The following is a 16952-nucleotide window of genomic DNA, read 5'->3' on the forward strand; positions in this document are numbered from 1 at the left end:
CTTTCGGGAAGTAAGGTACCTTGGCCTCGATGTTCACCTTGGATAAAGCGCTTCATGGGCGATCCCTGCGATGAATTCCTCAGAAATCATAGCAAGGGTTCACGAAGGCGTTTTTACACACTCTGGGCCAAAAACGGCCCTTCTCGACCAGTTAAATCCATATCGCCTTTCTACCCGGCCGCCTGAGCAGGTTCTGCCTCAGTTCGACGCGCTGGCGGTTAAAGCCCCGGCGACCTTGAACAGCAGCGCCATGTCCTCATTCACAAGCGGAATATGCGGCTCGGTTCCTTCGCGTCATCCCGTCTCCCCTTCCCAATAGCCTGAAACTCCTAGTCCGCCTAGGAGTATCAGTCGATGTGCAGCCTGCGGCGCATGTTCATAGTTGTGACCAATAGAACCGAAAATGGTCCAAGGTCGACCCCCGATGACTGGACCCCGCTCAGGAGAAAGTCATGACTATGCGCAAAAAAACCTCATCGCCCACGAGTGACCTGGCCAGTAACGCCGGTGACCATCCTTCACCTGTCAGCCACGACTGGACTTTTACCTACATTCCAACCGTCGCCACCAACCTTGAAGACTACGCCCCCGGCAGCACGGCCATCATCACGGCCAGCGGTTTCGCCGCCGGCAGCACCGTAACGCTCGAAGTGGACCACGCCATCGGTGCCGGTGCGGATAGTGTGTGGGGTACGTCCGACGACGTGCTCGATACCAATACCGGCGAGGGACACGAGCCCTGGTCCGTGACCGACGGTGGCGTCGGCGATCTCGACGGCCAAGTCAACGGCAGCGTCACCACTTCGTGGTACGTGAATCCCGACGACTCGGCAGGCGCAACGTTTCTGCTCACAGCGGCCTCTGCGGGCGCCGATGGTGTGGTCGGCACGGGTGACGACGCCGTGGCGACTACGTCCTTTACGGACAGCGTTTTGGGCGTCGTGGCGACCGGCGAGGACGTGACGCTGGACGAAACGGCCGGGTTGCAGAACGCCACTGCCACGCCAGGCCCAGTGGGGGATGCTGACGATAACGACATTCTGGTGACGTCGCTGCCCTCGAACTTCGCCACCCGTTTGGCCGCACTGGGGGCAGGTACTGCAACGGGCGCGGCCTTGAGTGGCTATACCGGTGCCGCAGGCAACACAGGCAGCAATGCATTCACCATCACCGCTGACCCCGGAGCAAGCATTACCGATATCAGCTTCGTCGGCACCTCTGGCGCACCACTCAATGGCGTGGACAGCGGGCTGTTGACCCTCAACGGCACCAGCATCTTTCTCTATACGGATACGAACAACAACATCGTTCTGGGTCGAGCCGGCGGCTCAAGCGGCGCGATTGTGTTCGCTGCTTATATTGAGGAAACCGGATCACCGGTCAGCGGCGGCAAGATCTGGACCGTGGAGTACCAGCCGCTCAAGCATCCCGTTATGACGAATGCCGATGATTCGCTCAATCTGCTGGATAAGGTTTTCATCGGTGCCAGCCAGGACCTGGAATTCAGTCTGGCCAATGCGCCTTCCGGTCAGAACCTGTTCCTGATGTTCACGAAGGCGAACCCGAACGTTGTCAACGACGGTGGTGTGTTGCGGATCACGGATCCCACCATCATTGCCACCGGCAAGGACCCCGCAGACCAGTCAAGCGGCGCCAATATAACGACTGGCGACACGATCAATACCAGCCAGGCGGGTGGCCCGACCACCTTCGGCACCAACAATCAGATGATTGTGGAGCAAGAGGGCATTCGCTTTTCGTTCGTCACGGGTGCCAGGCAGAATGTGACCATTCCCAACCTGGACCAGAACGAAGCCGATCTTGAATCCAACGTCGACTTTACCGGTGTCTTCAATGCGAAATCGGCCAGTTTCGACGTTGTGCAGCTGCAAAGCGGCAAGAGTGCCGTGGTAAGAATCAGCGCATCCAGCACCGCGGCTGAACCTGGCGTGAATTTCATCAACGGATACGCGGGCGATGCGCCGATTGCAATCACCAATGTTCGCGTCTTCAACAGCACCGGGCAGGTGATCGAGAATTCAAACGGCTCGGCGAATGATCCCACCATCACCATCAGCTTTGCTGCAGGGGTCGCAACCCTCACCGGTATTAAAGCCGGCTACCAGATTGAATACACCACTACGGCGGATCACAACCGCGTGCTTATCGAGAACGGTGCGGCCGTCACTGCCAAGGGCAATGAGCACGCCGACTTTGATATCGGTGGTTTCACGCTGGTCCAGGCCTCTATTTCGAAAACCGAAATCGGCTCCAAGATCATCTTCGACGACGATGGGCCGAGCATCAGCACCACCGGTACGGAGCCGACGCTGATGGTGGACGAGACGGTGCTGGCGACCAACGCCACCCAGAACTTTGCCGCCAACTTCACCTCGGCGTTTGGCGCTGATGGTGCGGGCACCCTGAGCTATGCACTGGGCGTGGTGGCCGGAGCCTCCGGGCTGACCGACACGGCCACCGGCGAGGCGGTGAACCTGTCACTCAACGGCACTGTGGTCGAAGGCCGCACGGCCACGAGCGACCTGCTGGTGTTCACGGTCAGCGTGGCTGCCAACGGTGATGTCACCCTCGACCAGCTCCGCGCTGTGGTGCATTCCAATACCACCAATCCCGATGACTCGACGAGCCTGACCGCTGACAACCTGGTGACGCTGACGGCAACCAAGACCGACGGGGACGGCGACAGCGCCCAGGCGACGCTGAACATCGGGCAGAACCTGGTGTTCAAGGACGACGGGCCGAGCATCAGTACCACTGGCGTGGAACCGACGTTGATGGTGGACGAGACAGTACTGGACGCCAACGCCACCCAGAGCTTTGCCGCCAACTTCACCTCGGCGTTTGGCGCCGATGGTGCCGGCACGCTGACCTATGCGCTGGGCGTAGTGGCCGGAGCTTCCGGGTTGACCGACACGGCCACGGGCCATGCGGTGAACCTCTCACTCAACGGCACTGTGGTCGAAGGCCGCACGGCCACGAGCGACCTGCTGGTGTTCACCGTCAGTGTGGCCGCCAACGGCAGCGTCACGCTCGACCAGATCAGGGCCGTGGCGCATGCCAACACCACCAATCCCGATGATTCGACGAGCCTGACCTCGGACAACCTGGTGACGCTGACGGCAACCAAGACCGACGGGGACGGCGACAGCGCCCAGGCGACGCTGAACATCGGGCAGAACCTGGTGTTCAAGGACGACGGGCCGAGCATCAGTACCACTGGCGTGGAACCGACGTTGACGGTGGACGAAACGGTACTGGACACCGACGCCACCCAGAGTTTTGCCGCCAACTTCACCTCGGCGTTTGGCGCTGATGGTCCGGGCACGCTGACCTATGCGCTGGGTGTGGTGGCCGGAGCCTCCGGGTTGACCGACACGGCCACCGGTGAGGCGGTGAACCTGTCGCTCAACGGCACCGTGGTCGAAGGCCGCACGGCCCTCGGCAACCTGCTGGTGTTCACGGTCAGCGTGGCCGCCAATGGCAGCGTCACCCTGGACCAGCTCCGCGCCGTGGTGCATCCCGACGCTACCAACCCGGATGACTCGACGAGCCTGACCGCGGACAACCTGGTGACGCTGACGGGGACCAAGACCGACGGGGACGGCGACAGCGCCCAGGCGACGCTGAACATCGGGCAGAACCTGGTGTTCAAGGACGACGGGCCGAGCATCACCACCACCGGCGTGGAACCGACACTGATGGTGGACGAAACGGTACTGGCGACCAACGCCACCCAGAACTTTGCCGCCAACTTCAATTCGGCGTTTGGTGCCGATGGCGCCGGCACCCTGACCTATGCGTTGGGCGTGGTGGCTGGAGCTTCCGGGTTGACGGACACGGCCACCGGTGAGGCGGTGAACCTCTCACTCAACGGCACCGTGGTCGAAGGCCGCACGGCCCTCGGCAACCTGCTGGTATTCACGGCCAGCGTGGCCGCCAACGGTGATGTCACCCTCGACCAGCTCCGCGCTGTGGTGCATTCCAACACCACCAATCCGGATGACTCGACGAGCCTGACCTCGGACAACCTGGTGACGCTGACCGCGACCATTACCGACAAGGAGGGCGACAGCGCCCAGGCGACGCTGAACATCGGGCAGAACCTGGTGTTCAAGGACGACGGGCCGAGCATCACCACCACCGGCACGGAGCCAACGCTGACAGTGGACGAAACGGTACTGGCGACCAACGCCACCCAGAACTTTGCCGCCAACTTCACCTCGGCGTTTGGCGCCGATGATGCAGGCACCCTGACCTATGCGCTGGGCGTGGTGGCCGGAGCCTCCGGGCTGACCGACACGGCCTCGAACCAGGCGGTGAACCTGTCGCTCAATGGCACCGTGGTGGAAGGCCGCACGGCCACGAGTAATCTGCTGGTGTTCACGGTCAGCGTCGCCGCCAATGGCAGCGTCACGCTTGACCAGCTCCGCGCCGTGGTGCATTCCGACCCAAGCAATCCCGATGATTCGAAGTCGTTGACCTCGGACAATCTGGTAACGCTGACGGCGACCAAGACCGACAGGGATGGCGACAGCGCCCAGGCAACGCTGAACATCGGGCAGAACCTGGTGTTCAAGGACGACGGGCCGGCACTCAGTTTCGGCAACCTGATCGGGACCGGTAGCGTCCTTGCGCAATCCGGGTTCTGGAGTATGGCGACGGGAGCCGACGGCCTGGGGGCGGCCGGTCTGGATATCTCGTTGGTCAATAACCAGTTCACCCTCGTCAGGCCAGACAACACGACCACGACCGGGACCGGCACGCTCAGCGAGCTGTCGCCATCACCAGATGTCAATGGCGCGTACCGGTTCGCGGGAACCTTGACCGGTGATTTCGACAACAACGCCGCAACGGCGAATACCACCGTCGACTACACGTTGACCGCCTATGCCGATGGTCGCTATGCACTGGATCTGGTGCAAGGCTTCCGTTCGACGATCGTGCTCAGCAGTGCCGACGGCTCGCTCGCTGCCGGTGGCCCGGATTCGGTGCGCACATTGTTGATTCCGCAGACGAGTAACCCGGCTATTCCTTCGACATCCGAGGAGATCGTGTTCTTTTCCGCGAAGGCGCTGGCGTCGACTGCGGACATCCTGACCGGTATCGGGCTCGGAGCACCCGACCCCACCGAAGCGGCGCTACAGACCAACCCCCTGCCGGGGTACATCGACCCGGCGGCCATGAACGTCAGCACGTCCGGCATCGGCGTCGCCAACAACGTGTTCCAGGGCGATAACCTGGCGGCAATCAGCGCCGCCGATGAAAGTTTCGTCATCAACCCAGAGAGCCTGCTGACGGGAATGAAGGTCTTCATCGACAACTCCGTGGCGGGTTACAACACCGCGACCGAAGACCTGTACTACAGGATCTACTACGCGGATGGCTCGTTTTCGGACCGCATAGAGGTGAACACCCTGACGCCGGAGGCGGGCGGACAGGTGTCCTTCCTCGTCGAGAAGGCGGGCGCGACACTGATCGACGCGGTTCAGCTGACGATGGGCCGGGGCGATGTCAAGATCCCGGTGATCCAGTTCATTCAGCAGAGCGAGAGTCTGGCCAGCGATGTCCAGCTGGCGTTCAGCGCGACGCTGACGGACAAGGACGGGGACTCGGCGACGAGTACCTTTGACGCCAACCTGTTCGCCAACGACCCGGCCAACGCTTCCTTCGACTTCACGCTGGTTGGCACGGGCGGTGAGCAAGATGCGTTCAACATCGATCTGTCAGTCAATGAGAACCTGTACCAGGTCACCGGCTTCGATGCGGGCCTGGGCGTGCGGGACAAGCTGGTACTCAACGGCGACCCGAACGCCGTTGTCCAATCGATCAACAACACCGGTGCCGACAGCGTCGTGACGGTTGCCGAGACGGGCGGACAAACAACGACCATCACCTTGGTCGGGGTTGATGTTCTGAATACCGACGTCTTTTTTGGCAGTGCTTGAAGCTTTGCGCGTGAACGGATGCGAGGGTGGCCTAGGAAACCACCCTCGCATTTTTTTTGCAGTTCAGATACGAGATCCCCTTGATCCCATGCGCTGTGAACTGGCGAGCAGCACAAGCTTAAAGAACGCCGCTGCGTGCATATTGGGGTCCGTTTGTGTGTTTGCACGCACAAACAGCAGATGGACCTCTGCCTGCACCCTCCCCCTGGGTGCTTCAGGCTTTTCATGTTGACCCATCGATCTGCAGGCTTTTTCCGCCCCACATTCGCGTACACAGCCCCCAACCTGGGCCTGTTTTAGCCGGGTGCAGGTATGCAGAAAAAACGACACATTCAGACCGCAGGCGTGGCTGGGGGACGACGGCGCGCGCCTGGTCAAAAATCCCTCCTCCGCCCCCAAGTACGCCAAGGCGCAGCATCTGGTGCAAGAAACGAATGCCTGGCCGGGGAGATCAGAACCGAGGAAGCGACGCAGTGGGTGGCCGACGTGAACAACGAACGGGCATGGATCATGCTTGAGTATGGGAGACAGTTCAGGGGTTGATCGAGATCCGCTGCAAGCCTTGCCGGCGATCGATGGGCTTTGACTACATTCAAGGAGCGGTGCAAAACGCTGAAGCGCGGGCCGCAGCAAAAAGGTAGCCCGCGCATTACGAGTAACGGGGGCTATGTTCAATTGCCCGGTACAGACAAGGCGCTGCTGGTTGAAAGCTGCGCCGCTGATGGCAACGAAGCCCCCAAACCGCTGGTGCACCAGTGCATACATTTTGCGGCTTAAGAGTGAACACGCTAATCAGAAAGGAAGTTCGGCATGCTGTTTTTCAAACCCGAGCGACAACTAGCGCTTGAACTAGACCTCGAGGGACTCTCGCTCCGTCTCAAACCCCTCAGTACCACCATCAAGCTGATGACGTCTCACAGGTTGCGGAAGTATCAACGGGCCCTGGAAAACGACATAGGTGGACTACCTGGGTTTATGGCGTTGTCGGTTGAGGGAAAAGTCAACTACATGATTCCCATCATTTCGCAAATGAACGAAGCCAGAGATCAGCAGAATGAAGTCGATTTCATAGCGGCCTACCTGACCGTCATGCTGCTGGAAAGCATCAGCTGCGGCTATCATTCGACGATGAACTTGGTCTTTAGCGGGATGGAAAATCTCGCCGCGTTCCGGTGGGATGAGTCATAAAAAAACCATCCAACAAGAAACTCTGGAAGCGCTTATCAACAACCACGTGCTGGGCGAGCGCCACGACTTCGAGGAGTGGCAGGAGACGGTGTCCACACTCCTCATCAATCTGGCCAAAGCACCTGCCGATCAGTCTGCCCGCTTCGCCAACATGTCGCGACCTGAAATCGTAGTTTCTGAAAAGTGGTCGCGAAAGCTAGTAGGGTTCGCCAAGACCGGTGTCGAAATCTGGCGGTCTAGCTACTGCGCTGGCGCAGTCTCCACTACTTGACTTGATCATATGCATCATTCATCACTTTAATGGCGTTCAACACATGCGGATGTTCAGCCCAGCGGTATGAAGCATTTCCAAGTAAGCCGGCTGTCGCGTTGTCCATCAGGCTTTTTACATCAAGCCCGCTGGCGACGGCCGCTCCAATAATTGCTACAAGCGCTTGTTCCAGTGCAATTTCGCGATCACTAACCACTGCATCTCCTTAAACCGACCCCATGCCGGCCTGAAAGATTAATCGCTCACCCACAACCAAATTGCCACTACACCCTGTCGCATCCGGTCACGGAGTACGGCGCTTGAACCACCCTAACCCTTTTCGCGTGCTTTCCACAATCAATCGATGCTTTGTAGTCTCGATACGCGTAATCGCAGGCACTTGGCCCGACCGAGAATGGATCAGCAAGAACTGTTGGGGGCGCTCGGTGTGAAAGATCTGTCCCAACCGTTGTAATGACCGAGCAGTACATCCGCAACAGGAAAGGGAAAAAAGTCTCACCAACCAAGTGAATTGCGGACCAATCCAATAACTGCGGACCAGAAACGAACAAGGGCTTGCCCAGCTTTCGCTCGCAAACCCTTGATTTATATGGTGCCCGAAGCCGGAATCGAACCGGCACGCCCTTACGAGCGGGGGATTTTAAGTCCCGAGGGAAAATCAATCAGACTGGGGCTTCCAATAGATTTTCCGGACCGCAATCAAGCCTATTGGCTTGCCCTACAGCCCAATGTTTCCGCATAACCTTAGAAGATTGCGGTCCAAAAAAATCCATGATTCAAGCATCGAAAATGTGCACTCAAGCAGCGTGATAACCATCAGTCGTATGCCGATCACGCATACTTCACGCGCTCTACTGGTGTCGTCTCGCCCCAAGCATCCATGTCCGCAGGGATCATGCATCCCCCCTTTGTAATGGCCATTTTTACTGGCGCTAGCTGCAACCGACTGCCTACAAGAGCTTAAAAGTGCGTGAGAAAGTCACGCACGCCTTTTCGCCACCCTCCCCGGCGTCCTGCCGACCGCCCCCCTTCATGCACTATCTCCCGATGCTACGCTGAAATCTCCACGGAGGATTCGCGATGCCAAACTCTGACCTGCTCCCTTCCCTGCTGTTCAAGATCAACGAAAACCAGCTTGCCCTTGAAGCCGCTATCCTGGAGCTTTCGAGCTGGGTCGAGCAGCGCGGATCGGCCGATGTCGCCGACAATGTGCGCGGCGCCCTTGAAGCTATCGACAAGAATGAGGAATTTATCAAGATGACGCTCGCGGTGATGATGGCGCCGGAGTGACCGCTACCGGCCGATTCTGTTGAAAAAGTCGGTTTTCTCAACCGCTCGAATATTGACGGGTAAAAACACATTTTTTGCCCGCTGCTACGTAAAATCCGAGTCTGGACACCTCTGCTGAAAGCAAGAAATTCAATCTCAGACGCGTACTTTTCTGTCGTGAGAACCAAGCCATACTTTTTCAACAGAATCGGCCAGAAGCTGACGTTCGATTTTTTTTGGGAACCTCAAAGTCCTTTGATGAAAACACTAGATGTCGCAGTGGTTCCGCGGCCAGTTTGACCAATCACTTTCGGATTGAGCCTTTTACAACTGGAGAACTAGGCAGCCCCCAAGGCCTCTCGCATAAAAGCGAAGCCCGGCGACCGCTCACGTGCTTTTTAGTGCTCCTGATCAGCCATATTGCGTGGATTTTCGACGCCCTCGATGCTCCTCACGATATGCACTCCTCCGTCCATCTCTAGAAATTCCGTCCCAGCAGGCAAAACTGCGCCGGTGCGTCGACATTAATCAGCTAATGTCCGTGGTCCCGACGCACCGTCCCAATATGCTAATAAACTGTCCCGCCGCGCCCATAGTCTCGTGCCCGAGATATCTACTATAGGACCAGTACCTCTGCCATCAGCGGGGGCCTGTTACCTATACCGGATGCACATCTTGCGCATCGCCGTACAAGCACGGATTGGAGACAACAATGACAAAAATCGCCGACATCCAAAACACCCCTTCACCAGCATCGCCCTCGGCGCCGGCCATCATCCGGTCGTCGGTGCGACAGCATTCGATCAAGGTAGAGCTTTGCACACCCGCCATCGGCGCCGAGCTCAGCAACGTCAGCCTTGTCGACGCTGCCCAAGATCCAGAACTGATCGCGCAAATCCGGGAGCTGTGGCTCAAGCACAAAGTGTTGTTCTTTCGCGACCAGAACATCACCCCAATGGAGCAACAGCACTTCGCCGCGCAATTCAGCGAACTGGAAGCCCATCCCTTGGCGCCGAGCCATCCGGAAGCGGACAAGCTGCTGATGCTGTACCGCAATCTCGATCCGAGCAAGCCCAAGAGCTATGTGGAAAAGGCTAGTCGCGAAAACCTCTGGCATGCCGATGTCACCTACAAGCAGGCGCCGCCCCGCGGTGCGGTATTGCGCTGCGAACTGGGTCCGGAGACCGGCGGCGATACGCTGTTTTCCAACATGGTGATGGCCTACGAAAAGCTGCCCGAAAGCATCAAGCAACGGATCGATGGCTTGTATGCCAAGCACGGTGCCGAGCAGACCTTTGGCGCCCAGTTGCCACGCGAAGAACGTCACGCGATGGCCCTGAAGACGCCCGGCGCCGAGCATCCGGTAGTGCTTGTGCATCCCGAGACCGGCGAGAAGGTGCTGTTCGTCAATTCCGCATTCACCACCCATTTCTCGAACTTCTTCAACTTCGAGGACATCCGCTACGGCCAGGACTTCATGCCCGAGGCTCATCACCTGATGAACTACCTGATCTCCCAGGCCGCCATCCCGGAATACCAGGTTCGCCTGAAGTGGCGCACCAACACCGTTGCCATGTGGGACAACCTGCAAATCCAGCACTACGCCGTGGCTGACTACGGCAACGCGCCACGGAAGATGCTGCGCGCAACCTTGGCGGGAACCCCGCTGACCTGACCCTGACTGCCAGACAGACAGCCCGGGCACCCGACCATCCGTGATGGTCGGACGATCCCGGCCGCCGAAAAATTCCCGATCAAAACAACAATCAACGGAGATACCTATGCTCTACGAACACGTCGACACCGCCGTCATCGATGGCGAATCCCTGCCCTGGATTCCGTTTACCCCTTATGCCGATAACGTCCTGCTCAAGTACTTCAAGCTCGACCCGATCCGTGGCGAATGGATCGTCATGATGAAGGCGCCGATCGACATGCAACTGCCCAAGCACCACCACACGGGTACGGTGATGGTCTACACCTTCGAAGGCCAGTGGAAATACAAGGAGCATGACTGGGTCGCCGGCCCGGGCAGCATCGTGTACGAGACCGCCGGATCGACTCACACCCCAGAAGTCGTCAGCACCGGAAATGGCGACGGCTATGTGCTCACGCTGGTTCAGGTCAATGGCGATCTTGCGTTTCTGGATGAGAACGACAACATCGTCGCGCTCGAAAACTGGAAGTCCGGGCTCAAGCGTTATCTTGACTATTGCGAACAGCATGACATCGCGCCGAAAGACCTCACGGCATTCAACTGATCCGGTTCCAGGAGAACTCCCGGTATCCCTCGATTCAAGGGGGGCCGGGAAAGTAGCCTGATCGCAAAAATCCAGGGGAGGAAAACAGGCTGTCCCGGTTCGCGGTCTTGACGTGGAATCTGACAGAGGGCCCTGCCCGCTCCCCGATCACAGACTTTCGAACGGAGCGATGCCATGCATGGCTTGATGATGCACAAGCAGCTGTTGATTTCCTCGCTCATAGAGCACGCCGACCGCCATCACGGCGATACGCAGATCGTGTCCCGCAGGGTGGAGGGCGATATCCATCGCTACACCTTCCGGGACTGCCACCGTCGCGCGCGCCAGATGGCCAGCGCGCTGACCAGCCTGGGTGTCCAGCCCGCCGACCGGATCGGTACGCTGGCCTGGAACGGCTATCGTCACCTGGAGTTGTACTACGGCATTGGCGGGATGGGTGCCATCGTGCACACCATCAACCCGCGCCTGCATGAAGATCAGGTGGCCTACATCGCTAATCATGCCGAAGACCAGTACATCTTCTTCGACATGACCTTCCTGCCGCTGATCAAGCTCATCGCTGGCCGCTGCCCAACGGTCAAGGCGTTCATCGCCATGACCGATCACCTGCCGACAGACACCGGTATCGACAACCTGCTGTGCTATGAAGATCTGCAGCAACAGGGCGCCTGCGATTACGCCTGGCCGGATCTCGACGAGGATGCCGCCTGCACGCTCTGCTACACCTCCGGCACCACGGGCAACCCGAAAGGCGTGCTGTACAGTCATCGCTCTTCGCTGCTGCACACCTATGCCGCCGCGCTGCCGGATGCCCTGAACTGTTCGGCGCGCGACGTCATCCTGCCGGTTGTGCCCATGTTCCATGTCAACGCCTGGGGGCTCCCGTACATCGCGTGCATGGTCGGGGCCAAGCTGGTATTTCCCGGCCCTGCGCTGGACGGCAAATCGCTGTTCGAACTGCTCGAAGCGGAGCAGGTGACCCTCTCTGCTGGCGTACCCACGGTCTGGCAAGGGCTGCTCGGGCATCTGGAGCAAACCGGCGAGCCTTTCTCCAGCATGAAACGCACCATCATTGGCGGTGCAGCCTGTCCCACGGCAATGCTGAACAAGTTTCAGGAGACCTACGGCGTGGCGGTGTTGCACGTCTGGGGGATGACGGAATTGAGCCCGATCGGCACCATTGGCACCCTCAAGGCCAGGCACCTTGGCATGTCCCCGGAAGAGCGTAATGCTGTGCAGTCCAAACAAGGCCGCGCAGTGTTTGGTGTCGATATGAAGATCGTCGGCGCGGACGGCCTGGAACTGCCTTGGGACGGCGCAACCTCGGGTGACCTGATGGTGCGCGGCCCCTGGGTGGTACGCGACTATTTCAGAAATGAAAGCGACTGTTCGCCGCTGCTCGAACACGCCGGCCAGACCTGGTTCCCCACCGGCGATGTGGCGACCATCGATGGCGATGGCTTCATGCAGATCACCGATCGCAGCAAGGATGTGATCAAGTCGGGTGGCGAGTGGATCGGCTCGATCGATCTGGAGAACATTGCCCTGAGCCATCCCTCAGTCGCCCAGGCGGCCTGCATCGCCGCGAAACACGCGAAGTGGGATGAACGGCCCTTGCTGATCATCGTCAGGAAAGCGCAGGCAGCCCTGACCCGGGAAGATCTGCTGGCCTTTTATGACGGCAAGATTGCCAAGTGGTGGACGCCGGATGATGTGGTCTTCGTCGACACGATTCCACTGGGCGCTACGGGCAAGGTGTTGAAGAACCGCCTGCGCGAGCAGTTCGGCGATCATCTGCTGGTCAAGGCTGCCAGCTGAGTAACAAGGAACAAATCCAGCCCTGTCCATGTGCAAAGGCAGGGCGGACGTTACGGCAGATGCCGGTAGCGTTCGCCCTGCCTTTGCATTTCCGCTATCAAGGGGTTTAGCCAGCCGCTGGCTCAGAGGTCGGGTCGCCGGACATCAACTGCTCGAGAAACTCCAGCAGCAATTCGTTGACCTGAGCCGGGCTTTCCTCTGCGGCGCTATGGCCTACACCGGGTAGCAGCACCTTTTTGCGCAGAGCGGGCAGGTAGGCGTCCATCTGGTCGTAGAGGCTGCGGATTTCCACCGGCTCCAGGGAAGGGTCGGCAGCACCACCGATGAACAGGCTTGGCTGGCTGACCTTCGCGCCGTCGAGAAACGCGGTGATTTCCCAGTTGCGGTCGCGACAGCGGTAGTAGTTCAGGGCACCGGTAAACCCCGTGCGCGTGTACTCGGCGACGTAGTAGTCGAGCGACCGCGGGCTCAGCCAGGACGGGAACGCTCCCTTCGGCTCGGTAAAGGCGTTGAGAATCGGCTCACCGGCCTCGACAAACAGACGCCAGCGTTCGGCTCCGACGGCGCTGCCGGAGATCGAGTAAAAGACGCTGCTCAAGGTCTTGCGCGGATCAGCGGCCAGCTCGCGATCCGGCTTGGTGAGCTGCTGGAAATACAGGTGGTGGTAGACCCGGCCTTTCGCCATGGCCTGCAAGCCCACGGTTGGCTTGACCTTGCCCCGCGGCGGTACCGGGGTATTGAGCATCACCAGGCCACTGAACAGATCCGGGCGCAACATGGCGGCCGCCTGGGCCACCCAGGCGCCCAGGTCGTGGCCGATGATCACCGCAGAGGTTTCCCCCAGGGCCGCCATCAAACCCACCATGTCGCCGACGGACTGGCTCATGTCATAGGCTTCGATGGCGTCGGGGCGGTCCGATTGCCCGAACCCGCGTTGATCGGGCACCACAACCCGATAGCCGGCCTCGGCCAATGCCACGATCTGGCGCCGCCACATGTACCAGAGGTAGGGGAAGCCGTGCAGCAGGATGACGAGCGGGCCCTGGCCCTCGTCGATGTAGTGCATGCGGATGCCGTTGACGTCGGCAAAGCAGTGGTTGAATGCATCAGGATCGTCGGCATCCACCTGCGCCATTGCAGCGAGCGGCTGACCGATACGCATTGAAGTGCGCGTATCCATTATCTACCTCCATCTTATTAGTTGTGGGCTTGAAGGTAGCTCTGAGAGGGTGCCCCGCACTGAGCTTAGCAGGACACAATATTGTGAAATTGGGACAGAGCGAAAGACTATAGAGCTGCTTCTGCCGCCGCCATTCTTGGCTCGCCGATAGTGTCCCAATATGCAAAGAAATTATCCCGCCATGCCCATAGCGCCGCGCTCGTGTTCCCTACAATGGGACCGCGCTTCCTGCTCTGCACTACGCCAGACCAAGGTTGAAGATCGCTAGCGCTATCAGTACTTCCACAAGCGCCGTCTTCTCGTTCAATACATCTTCGATGAAAAAAGAAACGCCGCCATCGGCCGAGGGAGATCCTATACATGCCCAAGCTTGTTCGCGCCGCCGTCTTGACCAAATACCTGGAAGTCACCCAGGACCTGGGATTCAACCCGCGTGACGTGCTGGCAGTTGCCGGCCTGAACAAGGCTCAGCTGCAAGCCCCTGAATACCGCATTCCCATCGATGCCGCCGTACGTCTGCTGGAAGATTCGGCCGCCGCCAGCGATTGCCAGACCTTCGGCCTGCGTATGGCCGAGTCACGCCAGCTTTCGGACCTCGGTGTAGTCAGCTTGCTGCTCAGCCAACAGCGCACCCTGCGCGACGCCTTGCAGGTGATGGAGCGCTACCGTCATCTGATGAACGATTCCCTGGGAATCTTCGTTGAAGAGGCCGGCAGGATGGTGATCATTCGTGCAGTGATGGTCACCGAGACACTGCTGCCCAATCGCCAAGCCACGGAGCTGGTCATTGGCGTGCTGTTCCGCTTGTGCTCGACACTGCTCGGCTCGAAGTGGCGCCCCTACAGCGTCAACTTCATGCACCAGCCGCCAGACAGCCTGCACCTGCATCAGCGCCTGTTCGGCTGCAATCTGGAATTCGGCAGCGAGTTCAACGGCATCGTTTGCTCCGAAGCCAGTCTCGATATGATCAATCCCAATGCCGACCCGTCCATGGCCCGTTATGCCCAAGACTACATCGATTCGTTGCAGGGTGATGAAAGCACCTCGATGCTGTTCGAGGTGCGCAAGGCCATCTACCTGTTGTTGCCCATGGGGCGCGCCACCCTAGAGCAGATCGCCCTGTCACAGGGCATGAACGTGCGTACCTTTCAACGCCGTCTGCAGGACGACGGCTGTGCCTTCAACGACCTGATCAATGACGTGCGCCGTGACCTAGCGCTGCGTTATCTGGAGAACCCGAACAACTCGATGAGCCGCATCGCCGACATGTTCGGCTTCTCCATGGCCAGCTCCTTTACCCGCTGGTTCATCAACCAGTTCGGCATGCCACCGGCGGCGTGGCGCAGCGCGCAGAAACAGTCCGGTCTCTGCGCAGAGAGTGCCGCAGTCCCTAAATCTTTCTGAGTACAAGGCAAAAAAGGTTTTTCACGCAATTGCGGGAAACTCAGAAACAACAGCGCCGATTTGACTGATGATGTTCGTGCGAGCAAACACATCTGACAAATCGGCGTTCTTGTGCGTGATATGAGTATTGCGAATTCTTTTTCAAGTAGATCGCGTCTTTCCCGACCATTCGTGATGAACCAAAAAAAACGGCGACTGCTGGTACAGTCGCCGCAAAAAACCGATGTTTGTGGCACCGGTGGTGAGCTTCACTGTAACGAGGAGCCAGCCCAGTGAAGCCCTGCCATAAACCTGAGTGAAGCCTGTTTTCAGAGGCCCCAGTGCAGCAACAGCAGTACCAGCACGACCAAGAACACCGTCTCACCGACCATCAGCAGGATCGGTTTGATGCCGACCGCCGCCAGCTCCTTGAGCCGAGTCTTCATGCCCAGGGCACTGATGGAAATCACCAGGCACCAGCGCGACAACTCATTGACCCCGCCTTGCACCGCCGGAGCGATCCAGCCGGTGCTGTTGATGCAGGCCAGAATCAGAAAGCCCACGGCGAACCATGGCAGCAGCGGTGGGCGCTTGCCGGTCGGGTCAGCGCCTTGCATGCGGGTGATCATGGCCGCGGTGACGATCACCGGCAGGAGCATGGCAACGCGCATCAGCTTGACCACCGTGGCCGTGTCACCGGTCTCGGTTGACATGCCGTACCCAGCACCGACCACTTGGGCGACGTCGTGGATGGTGGCGCCGAGGAACACCCCGGCGATCTGTGGCGACAACGAGAACCAGTTGGCAATCATTGGATAGACGATCATCGCCAGGGTGGACAACGCCGACACGCCGATCACCGTGAACAGGGTCGCGCGCTCTTTCTGCGGATGGTTCGGCAACGCCGCCGCCAGTGCCAAGGCTGCCGATGCGCCGCAGATGGCCGTGGCGCCACCGGTGAGCATGCCAAACAGCCGCGAGAAACCCAGAAACTTCGCGGCGATCACCGAGGCAGCGATGGTCAACACCACCAGGATCACCACCAGTACCATCGGCTTCCAGCCCAGTGCCGCCATTTGTTCCAGGGTGATGCGCATGCCCAGCAGAGCGACGCCGATGCGCAGTACCGTGCGGGCGGTGAACTCGACGCCGACTTTGCAGGGACCGTCGTCGGCAAGAAAATTCAAGGCCATGCCCAGCAACAAGGCGAACAACATGACCGGTGCGCCGTAGTGCTCGGACAAAAACGAGGCGGCGGCAGCCACGATCAGGCTGACTATAAAGCCCGGTACCAATTCGCGTGTGCGGGTTTGGATGCGGGTTAGAGCAATAGCGCTCATGGCGCGGACTCCTCGAAAAAGGTGGTAATGAACGCCTGGCCGTCGATGATCGTGGCCGGGTGGTTATTGACTTTGAGTTGGGTGGAAATGAACAGATAGCCGCTCTTTGTATGGCCCCCGGCCGGCGGGCTTTTGTCAGTAGGTACAGACATGAGCCGGGCATGCCAGTTACCGCTCGCGATCACTTTCGCGCAACGCTTCACTCATGGAGGCCAGCAGCGCATCGGGGGGTCGTGAACCCACCCCCGTCCTCTGCCGGCTGAACTGCACACTAGG

The 16952-nt window shown here is 59.3% G+C and carries 12 protein-coding genes; 8 read left to right on the forward strand and 4 right to left on the reverse strand.

The window, feature by feature from the left end:
- The first annotated feature begins 452 nt into the window (after positions 1–452).
- The 3 genes from KGB20_RS19200 (at position 453) to KGB20_RS19210 (ending at position 7425) form a co-directional block, all read left to right on the forward strand.
- A complete protein-coding gene (locus KGB20_RS19200; protein WP_223532865.1) occupies positions 453–5966 on the forward strand; it encodes a DUF5801 repeats-in-toxin domain-containing protein in 5514 nt (1837 codons plus the stop codon).
- A gap of 810 nt (positions 5967–6776) precedes the next feature.
- Positions 6777–7154 carry a hypothetical protein gene (locus KGB20_RS19205; protein WP_154859801.1) on the forward strand — a complete coding sequence of 126 codons (378 nt, stop codon included), beginning with the start codon at positions 6777–6779 and terminating at the stop codon, positions 7152–7154.
- Positions 7144–7425: a hypothetical protein gene (locus KGB20_RS19210; protein WP_223502688.1), complete on the forward strand. Its 282-nt coding sequence runs from the start codon at positions 7144–7146 to the stop codon at positions 7423–7425. Before KGB20_RS19205 ends, KGB20_RS19210 begins: the two co-directional genes overlap by 11 nt.
- On the opposite strand, the gene KGB20_RS19215 is transcribed toward KGB20_RS19210, so the two are convergent.
- Positions 7418–7621: a hypothetical protein gene (locus KGB20_RS19215; RefSeq protein WP_102671513.1), complete on the reverse strand. Its 204-nt coding sequence runs from the start codon at positions 7619–7621 to the stop codon at positions 7418–7420. The genes KGB20_RS19210 and KGB20_RS19215 overlap by 8 nt on opposite strands.
- Positions 7622–8505: 884 nt before the next feature.
- On the opposite strand from KGB20_RS19215, the gene KGB20_RS19220 reads away from it, so the two are divergent.
- From KGB20_RS19220 to KGB20_RS19235, 4 genes are all read left to right on the forward strand, one after another.
- Entirely contained in the window at positions 8506–8715 is a 210-nt protein-coding gene (locus KGB20_RS19220) for a hypothetical protein (protein WP_060539960.1), read from the forward strand.
- A 781-nt stretch (positions 8716–9496) separates the two neighbouring features.
- On the forward strand, positions 9497–10369 hold the full coding sequence (locus tag KGB20_RS19225) for a TauD/TfdA dioxygenase family protein (protein WP_208601474.1): 873 nt from the start codon (positions 9497–9499) through the stop codon (positions 10367–10369).
- Positions 10370–10475: 106 nt separating this feature from the next.
- On the forward strand, positions 10476–10955 hold the full coding sequence (locus KGB20_RS19230; RefSeq protein ID WP_064678531.1) for a 2,4'-dihydroxyacetophenone dioxygenase family protein: 480 nt from the start codon (positions 10476–10478) through the stop codon (positions 10953–10955).
- A 174-nt stretch (positions 10956–11129) separates the two neighbouring features.
- Positions 11130–12773: a 3-(methylthio)propionyl-CoA ligase gene (locus KGB20_RS19235; RefSeq protein ID WP_223532866.1), complete on the forward strand. Its 1644-nt coding sequence runs from the start codon at positions 11130–11132 to the stop codon at positions 12771–12773.
- 106 nt (positions 12774–12879) lie between these two features.
- Here the strand turns inward: KGB20_RS19235 and KGB20_RS19240 are convergent, their stop codons facing one another.
- A complete protein-coding gene (locus KGB20_RS19240; protein WP_218478687.1) occupies positions 12880–13953 on the reverse strand; it encodes an alpha/beta hydrolase in 1074 nt (357 codons plus the stop codon).
- Positions 13954–14313: 360 nt separating this feature from the next.
- On the opposite strand from KGB20_RS19240, the gene KGB20_RS19245 reads away from it, so the two are divergent.
- The gene (locus tag KGB20_RS19245) at positions 14314–15357 is read left to right on the forward strand and encodes an AraC family transcriptional regulator (RefSeq protein ID WP_060539964.1); all 1044 of its coding nucleotides are present in this window, start codon (positions 14314–14316) and stop codon (positions 15355–15357) included.
- Between the two features lie 308 nt (positions 15358–15665).
- Here KGB20_RS19245 and KGB20_RS19250 read toward each other — a convergent pair whose 3' ends face one another.
- Both KGB20_RS19250 and KGB20_RS19255 read right to left on the reverse strand, forming a co-directional pair.
- On the reverse strand, positions 15666–16676 hold the full coding sequence (locus tag KGB20_RS19250) for a YeiH family protein (RefSeq protein WP_150756534.1): 1011 nt from the start codon (positions 16674–16676) through the stop codon (positions 15666–15668).
- Positions 16673–16828 carry a hypothetical protein gene (locus KGB20_RS19255; protein ID WP_223532867.1) on the reverse strand — a complete coding sequence of 52 codons (156 nt, stop codon included), beginning with the start codon at positions 16826–16828 and terminating at the stop codon, positions 16673–16675. The genes KGB20_RS19250 and KGB20_RS19255 overlap by 4 nt, the downstream gene beginning before the upstream one ends.
- Between the last annotated feature and the right edge of the window lie 124 nt (positions 16829–16952).

This window comes from Pseudomonas sp. BF-R-30 (assembly GCF_019956175.1).
GTDB lineage: Bacteria > Pseudomonadota > Gammaproteobacteria > Pseudomonadales > Pseudomonadaceae > Aquipseudomonas > Aquipseudomonas jessenii.